The 7,626-nt window shown below is 65.0% G+C and carries 7 protein-coding genes; all 7 read left to right on the top strand.

Features of this window, described 5'->3' with window-relative positions; all coding sequences use genetic code 11:
• Window positions 1-329 (top strand): tripartite tricarboxylate transporter substrate-binding protein (locus ACK59X_RS18190; protein ID WP_409959456.1); only part of this gene is annotated, 329 nt, incomplete at its 5' end.
• A gap of 4 nt (window positions 330-333) precedes the next feature.
• Entirely contained in the window at window positions 334-1,554 is a 1,221-nt protein-coding gene (locus tag ACK59X_RS18185) for a CaiB/BaiF CoA transferase family protein (protein ID WP_409959455.1), read from the top strand.
• 17 nt (window positions 1,555-1,571) lie between these two features.
• Window positions 1,572-3,635 carry a 3-hydroxyacyl-CoA dehydrogenase NAD-binding domain-containing protein gene (locus tag ACK59X_RS18180; RefSeq protein ID WP_409959453.1) on the top strand — a complete coding sequence of 688 codons (2,064 nt, stop codon included), beginning with the start codon at window positions 1,572-1,574 and terminating at the stop codon, window positions 3,633-3,635.
• Window positions 3,636-3,685: 50 nt separating this feature from the next.
• Window positions 3,686-4,894, top strand: a complete 1,209-nt coding sequence (pcaF, locus tag ACK59X_RS18175; protein WP_409959451.1) for a 3-oxoadipyl-CoA thiolase — start codon at window positions 3,686-3,688, stop codon at window positions 4,892-4,894.
• 13 nt (window positions 4,895-4,907) lie between these two features.
• Window positions 4,908-5,657, top strand: a complete 750-nt coding sequence (locus tag ACK59X_RS18170; protein ID WP_409959449.1) for an electron transfer flavoprotein subunit beta/FixA family protein — start codon at window positions 4,908-4,910, stop codon at window positions 5,655-5,657.
• 12 nt (window positions 5,658-5,669) lie between these two features.
• Window positions 5,670-6,599, top strand: coding sequence for an electron transfer flavoprotein subunit alpha/FixB family protein (locus tag ACK59X_RS18165; protein WP_057597549.1), 930 nt, complete (start codon window positions 5,670-5,672; stop codon window positions 6,597-6,599).
• 47 nt (window positions 6,600-6,646) lie between these two features.
• Window positions 6,647-7,516, top strand: a complete 870-nt coding sequence (locus ACK59X_RS18160) for a LysR family transcriptional regulator (RefSeq protein WP_409959447.1) — start codon at window positions 6,647-6,649, stop codon at window positions 7,514-7,516.
• The last annotated feature ends 110 nt before the right edge of the window (window positions 7,517-7,626 follow it).

Genomic DNA, 7,626 nt, shown 5'->3' with positions numbered 1-7,626 from the left:
CCGGTGCACTGCGTGCGGTCGCTGTGACCACGGCCAAACGCTCCGCTGCGTTACCAGAGGTGCCCACGATCGCTGAATCGGGTGTCGCGGGATACGACGCCAGTTCATGGTTTGGCATGTGGGCCCCCGCTTCTGTGCCTGCTAGCTTGGTTGGCCGGCTCAACGAAGAAATTCGACAGATTCTGGTGCAGGCCGAAGTAAGACAAACACTCAAGGAGCAAGGCGCAGAGGCCGCTCCTGACAGTCCGGCGCAGTTTGCGGCCTATATCCAAGCCGAGGCCAACAAGTGGTCAAAGGTTGTTCAAACCGCCAATGTGCAGCTGGATTGATCGTATGGGAGCCCTTAGCCATATTCGGGTGCTGGACCTGACGCGGGTCCTGGCCGGTCCCTGGTGCACGCAGACACTGGCCGATCTGGGCGCGGACGTGATCAAGATCGAACGCCCGGGCCAGGGCGACGACACGCGGCAGTGGGGCCCGCCCTACGCGCGAGACGCCACCGGGCAAGACACGACCGAAGCCGCCTACTACCTGGCGGTGAACCGGAACAAACGGTCCGTGACGCTCGACATCTCCACCCCCGAGGGGCAGGAACTGGTCCGCCGCCTGGTGGCGCAATGCGACGTGCTGGTCGAGAACTTCAAGGTCGGCGACATGCAGCGCTACGGACTCGACTACGAGAGCCTGCGCGGTGACCATCCCAGCCTCATCTATTGCTCGATCACCGGCTTCGGTCAGACGGGCCCGTACGCGCCGCGCGCCGGTTACGACTTCATCGTGCAGGGTATGGGTGGGTTCATGAGCGTTACCGGCGAGCGGGATGGTCAACCAGGCGCGTCCCCCCAGAAAGCCGGCGTCGCTATCGCCGACCTGTTCACAGGTGCGCATGCCACCATTGCCATACTGGCTGCGTTGAATCACAGGGAGCGCACAGGCGAAGGGCAGTACCTGGACATTTGCTTGCTGGACACGCAGGTTGCCATGATGGCCAATATGGCCACGAACTACCTGGCCACAGGCAAACCTCCGGCACGCTGGGGTAATGCACACCCCAACATCGTTCCTTACCAGGTGTTCAAGGTGGCCGATGGTTGGGTCATCGTCGCTTGTGGAAACGACGGGCAGTTCCGAAAGCTCACCCAGGCTGCCGGCCAACCCGAACTGGCCGACGATCCGCGCTTTGCCACCAACCCTGCCCGCGTGCGGCATCGCGACCAGTTGGTACCGCTGCTGGAATCGCTGATGCTCCTGCAACCGCGCGATACATGGATCCGGCTGTTGGAAGAGGTCGGTGTGCCTTGCGGCCCCATCAATGACATGGCCGATGTGTTCCAGGACCCTCAGGTGCTGGCCCGTGAAATGCGCCAGGACCTGCCCCATCCCACCGCGGGCCAGGTGAGCGTGCCGGGCAGCGCGCTCAAGCTGTCGGCTACGCCCGTGACCTACCGCAGCGCACCGCCGTTGCTTGGCCAGCACACGCAGGAAGTCCTCCAGTCGCTGGTGGCGCTGTCCGATGGCGAGCTGGACGCACTCAAAACCCGTCACATCATCTGAAACCCGGTACCGCCCACATGACCCCATCTTCTTCCGCTGCCCCACGTGTGGCACGCATCGAACTCAACGCACCGCCGGTCAACAGCCTGGGCATCGCGCTGCGCCGGCATATCGTCGAATCGGTGCGCGCCGCCGATGCCGATCCGCAGGTGGCGGCCATCGTGCTCATCGGCACCGACAAGGCCTTTTCGGCCGGCGCGGATGTGTCCGAGTTCGGCACGCCGCTGCAGTTTGAAACCCCCATGCTGCGCGACGTCATCGAGGCACTCGAAAGCTGTTCAAAGCCGGTGGTGGCCGCCATCTCCGGCGTCGCGCTCGGCGGTGGTCTGGAACTGGCCCTGGGTTGCCATGCACGGTTGGCCCTGGCTTCGGCCCGGCTCGGTACGCCGGAGATCCAGCTGGGCCTGATCCCTGGCTCCGGCGCCACCCAGAAACTGCCGCGCCTGGTGGGAGCAGAGCGGGCGCTGACGATGATGCTCACGGGCCAGCCCCAGACGGCTGGCGAACACACGGCTTCAGGGCTGCTGGACCGCGTGGTACCGCAAGACCTGTGGGGCGCGGCGTCGGCCCTCGCTCTGGAATTGGCGCAGGCTGATGTCCCCCTGCCGCGGGCACGTGACCGCAGCGTCAATGCGGATGCTGCCCGGGCAGCAGTTAGCGAGGCTTTGGCCCGGTTCAACGCCCGCCAGCGCGCGCAGCCCGCCTACCAGGCCTTGCTGGACGCGGTACAGGCGAGCGCTCTGCCGTTCGACGCCGGCATGCAGCGCGAACGCGAGCTGTTCCTGGCGCTGATGCAGAGCCCCGAAGCGGCTGCCTTGCGCTACCAATTTCGGGTCCAGCGCGAGTCCGGCAAGCTGCCGCCCAGTCTGTCTGCCGAGTCGCGTGCCTTCGATCGGGTCGCCGTCATCGGCGCCGGTACCATGGGCTCGGGCATAGCCATCGCCGCGCTGGAGGCGGGCCTGCAGGTCTGCCTGCTGGAGCAGTCGGGCGAGGCGCTGGCGCGTGGTTCCGCGCGCATCGCCGAGCACTTCGTTGCGCGTGTGAAAGCCGGCAAAGTCGATGCTGCAAAGGCCGAAAGCCTGCAAGGCCGGCTGACGGCCACGCTGGACTGGTCGGCGCTGCAGTCGGTCGACGTGGTGATCGAAGCCGTGTTTGAGGACCTGGCAGTCAAGCAGTCGGTGTTTCGCCAGATCGACGCACACGCGCGGGCGGACGCGGTGCTGGCCACCAACACCTCCTACCTGGACATCGACGCGATCGCATCGGTCACGTCCCGGCCGCAGGACGTGCTGGGCCTGCACTTCTTCAGCCCGGCCAACGTCATGAAGCTACTGGAGGTGGTGCAAGGGCGCGACAGCGCACCCGACGTGATCGCCACCGGCATGGCCCTGGGCCGCGAGCTCAAGAAAACGCCCATCCTGTGCGGCAACGCCTTTGGCTTCATCGGCAATCGTATCTACAACGCCTACCGCAAGCAGTGCGAGTTCATGTTGGAAGACGGGGCCTGGCCCGAGGACGTGGATCGTGCACTGACCGATTTCGGCTTCGCCATGGGGCCGTTCGCCGTGGCCGATCTCTCGGGCCTGGACATCGCTTGGCGCATGCGGCAGGCCGGCGCCGCCACCCGTGACCCGCGGGAGCGTTATGTGCACATCCTCGACCGCCTGTGCGAGATGGGCCGCATGGGACGCAAGACCCAGGCGGGCTACTACACCTACACCGACGGCAAGGCCAGCCCCGCCACCGACGAGGTGGTGCGTGGCGTCATCGCGCAGGCCTCGGCCGCGCGCGGCATCGAGCGCTCGCCACTGTCGGCCGAGACGATCCAGCGCCGAGCCCTGCTGGCCATGGTGAACGAAGCCGCGCTGCTGTTCAGCGAAGGGGTGGCGCACCGCGCAGGCGACATCGACGTCGTCTTGGTCAACGGCTACGGCTTCCCGTCCTGGGTGGGAGGCCCCGTGCACTGGGCCCGTACCCAGCCACGGGATCTGCTGGAGCAGGAGCTGGATCGGCTCGTTGCGGCCAACGGCTTTGGCGCTGTACGCGCTACGCCGGCCATGCTGGACCACCTGCTCGGCTGAGCCGCGCACCTCTCTTTTGTCCCTGTATTTCTCTTTTTTTGTTTCCTGCCATGACCACTTCCCAAGCCTTCATCTGCGACGCCATCCGCACCCCCTTCGGCCGCTACGGCGGCGCGCTATCGTCGGTGCGTGCCGACGACCTCGGCGCCGTGCCCTTGCGCGCCCTCATGACGCGCAATCCCAGTGTTGACTGGGCCTCGGTGACTGACATCATCTTCGGCTGCGCCAACCAGGCTGGTGAAGACAACCGCAATGTGGCGCGAATGAGCGGATTGTTGGCAGGATTGCCACTTGAAGTGCCAGGATCGACCGTCAACCGCCTGTGTGGTTCTGGCTTGGACGCCATCGGTACCGCAGCTCGCGCCATCAAAGCCGGTGAAGCCGGCTTGATGATCGCCGGCGGTGTGGAGAGCATGAGCCGAGCGCCCTTCGTCATGCCCAAGGCCGAAAGCGCGTTTTCCCGTAACAACGCTGTCTACGACACCACCATCGGCTGGCGCTTCGTCAACAAGCTGATGAAAGCGCAGTACGGCGTGGACTCGATGCCCGAAACCGCCGAGAACGTGGCGACTGACTTCCAGATCGAGCGCGAAGCGCAGGACCGAATGGCCCTGGCCAGCCAGATGAAGGCCGTGGCCGCGATCAAAGCCGGCCACCTGGCGCGTGAGATCTGTGCCGTGAGCATCCCGCAAAAAAAGGGCGATGCCGTGCTGGTGGACACCGATGAACACCCGCGCGAAACCAGTCTGGAAATCCTGGCGAAACTAAAAGGCGTGGTGCGCCCGGACGGCACGGTCACCGCCGGCAACGCCAGCGGCGTGAACGACGGCGCTTGCGCGCTGCTGCTGGCCGACGAAGCCACCGCCGCGAAGAATGGCCTGACGCCCAAGGCCCGCATCGTTGGCATGGCCACGGCCGGCGTGGCCCCGCGCATCATGGGCATCGGCCCGGCGCCGGCCACGCAGAAAGTGCTGGCGCTCACCGGCTTGACGCTGGAGCAGCTGGACGTGATCGAACTCAACGAAGCCTTTGCTGCACAAGGGCTGGCCGTGCTGCGCCAGCTGGGTCTGCAAGACGACGACGCACGCGTCAACGCCTGGGGCGGCGCGATCGCGCTGGGCCACCCGCTGGGCGCCAGCGGTGCGCGGCTGGTGACCACAGCCGTCAACCGCCTGCACACCACCGGCGGGCGCTATGCGCTGTGCACCATGTGCATCGGCGTGGGGCAGGGCATTGCCTTGATCGTCGAACGCGTCTGAAGGGATCCACACCATGAAAATCCTCGTCCCCGTCAAACGCGTGGTGGACTACAACGTCAAGGTGCGAGTCAAGAGCGACGGCACCGGCGTGGACATCGCCAACGTCAAGATGAGCATGAACCCGTTTGACGAGATCGCGGTGGAAGAAGCCGTGCGTCTGAAAGAAAAGGGCGCGGCCACCGAGGTGATCGCCGTCTCCTGCGGCGTGGCGCAGTGCCAGGAAACGCTGCGCACGGCCATGGCCATCGGTGCCGACCGCGCCATCCTGGTCGAGACCGACGTGGAACTGCAGCCGCTGGCCGTGGCCAAGCTGCTCAAGGCCCTGGTGGACAAGGAACAACCGGGTCTGGTGATCCTGGGCAAGCAGGCGATCGACGACGACGCCAACCAGACCGGCCAGATGCTCGCCGCCCTGGCTGACCTGCCGCAGGCCACCTTCGCCAGCAAGGTGGAAGTGGCCGGTGACAAAGCCAAGGTCACGCGCGAGATCGACGGCGGCCTGGAAACCCTGGAAGTGAGCCTGCCGGCGGTCGTGACCACCGACCTGCGTCTGAACGAGCCGCGTTATGTGACGCTGCCCAACATCATGAAGGCCAAGAAGAAGCCGCTGGAGACTGTCAAGCCGGCCGACCTCGGTGTCGATGTGGCGCCGCGCCTGAAGACTCTGAAGGTCGCCGAACCGGCCAAGCGCGGCGCCGGCGTGAAGGTGCCCGATGTGACCGCCCTGGTGGACAAGCTCAAGAACGAAGCCAAAGTGATCTGAGGAAGAAACAACATGACCGCACTCGTCATTGCCGAACACGACAACGCCGCCATCAAGGGCGCGACCCTCAACACCGTGTCCGCCGCCGCTGCCTGCGGCGGTGACGTGCACGTGCTGGTGGCCGGCCACAACGCCGCTGCCGCTGCAGCCGCCGCCGCCCAGATCGCCGGTGTCGCCAAAGTCATCCACGCCGATGGCGAAGGCTTCGCCCACGGCCTGGCCGAAAACGTCGCCGCCCAGGTGCTGGCCATCGCCAATGCCTACAGCCACATCCTGTTCCCTGCCACGGCCGGCGGCAAGAACGTGGCTCCGCGCGTGGCCGCCAAGCTCGACGTCGCGCAGATCAGCGACATCACCAAGGTCATCAGCCAAGATACCTTCGAGCGCCCCATCTACGCCGGCAACGCCATCGCCACCGTGCAGAGCGGCGACGCCACCAAAGTCATCACCGTGCGCACCACCGGCTTCGACCCGGCAGGCCAGGGTGGATCGGCCGCCGTGGAACCGGTTGCGGCCGCAGCGGGCAACGGCAAGAGCAGCTACCTGGGCAGCGAAATCGCCAAGAGCGACCGCCCGGAACTGACGGCGGCCAAGATCATCGTCAGCGGTGGCCGTGCGCTGGGCAGCAGCGAGAAGTTCAACGAAGTGATGACCCCGCTGGCCGACAAGCTGGGCGCGGCCATCGGTGCCAGCCGCGCGGCGGTGGACGCGGGCTACGCCCCGAACGACCTGCAGGTGGGTCAGACGGGCAAGATCGTGGCGCCGCAGCTGTACATCGCCGCGGGCATCTCGGGTGCGATCCAGCACCTGGCGGGCATGAAGGATTCGAAGGTGATCGTGGCGATCAACAAGGACCCCGAGGCGCCGATCTTCAGCGTGGCCGACTACGGCCTGGAGGCCGACCTGTTCACCGCTGTGCCCGAGCTGGTGGTAGCGATTTAAGAACAGAAGTAGCTTGAAGCAGAAAATGAAAACATTCAGGGAAAACAATGGAACTGAGGCACCTTCGGTGCTTCTTGGCGGTCGCTCAGGAACTGCACTTCGCCAGAGCCGCTGAGAAGCTTCACATTGAACAGTCGCCACTTTCGCGGGCGATCAAGGAACTGGAAGAAGAGCTGGGGGTCCGCCTCTTCGACCGCAACACCCGCAGCACGCGCCTGACCCGTTCTGGTCAGGTCTTCATGGATCACGTGCCACGCGTGTTCGCTGCGCTGACCCAGGCTCGTGACAGCGTACGGGCCGTGTCGGCCGGTTACCAGAGGCAGTTGCGCATCGCGCTGTCCGAAGACATCTCGCAGGCCCGTCTCACTGCATTGCTATCGGGTTGCCGTGAAGAGGAGCCAGATACGGAAATCCGCCTATACGAGGTTCCGCTGGCGCAGCAGATCAAGGGCCTCGAATCCGACTTGTATGACTTGGGGTTTTCCCAATGGACGGATGTCGGCGAGGCTCTGTCTGCTGTGCCGGCATGGAGCGACACGATAGTGGTGGTGATGCCTTTGCGTCACCCCTTGTTGGCCTACGAGAAACCGCCGCTGAACGAGGTCCTGCGCTACCCACTGGTGCTGTGCGACCCTGAGGTCTGCGAGGGCTGCTGTCGCCAGCTGGACCGGGTACTTCGCGCGACTGACATGGAGCCCATCGTGGCTGAGCGAGTCGCCAGTCACGACCTCATGGTGACGCTAGTGGCAGCGGGATACGGGTTGGGCTTTTCGACAGAGGCACACGTATCAACCAGCAGCCACCCAGAAATCGTCACCAGGCCATTGGCAGGCCGCACACCGTTGCTGACCACCTACCTGATCCACCGTATCGGTGACCCGTCTGAGACCGGGGTCTCCTCGTTTTCAGTGCAATAAGTGACGGTACGAAAAGCTAGCACTGGCGCGGAGGTGGTGTTGGTAGATCGTTGATTTCATTGACTTTCCTGTTCACTTTCAAATCTGCGATTCGTGGCGTCAAACCGTGG

The organism is Acidovorax sp. (assembly GCF_046339755.1).
Lineage (GTDB): Bacteria > Pseudomonadota > Gammaproteobacteria > Burkholderiales > Burkholderiaceae_C > Acidovorax.
This window is presented reverse-complemented; position numbering and strand designations above follow the sequence as displayed.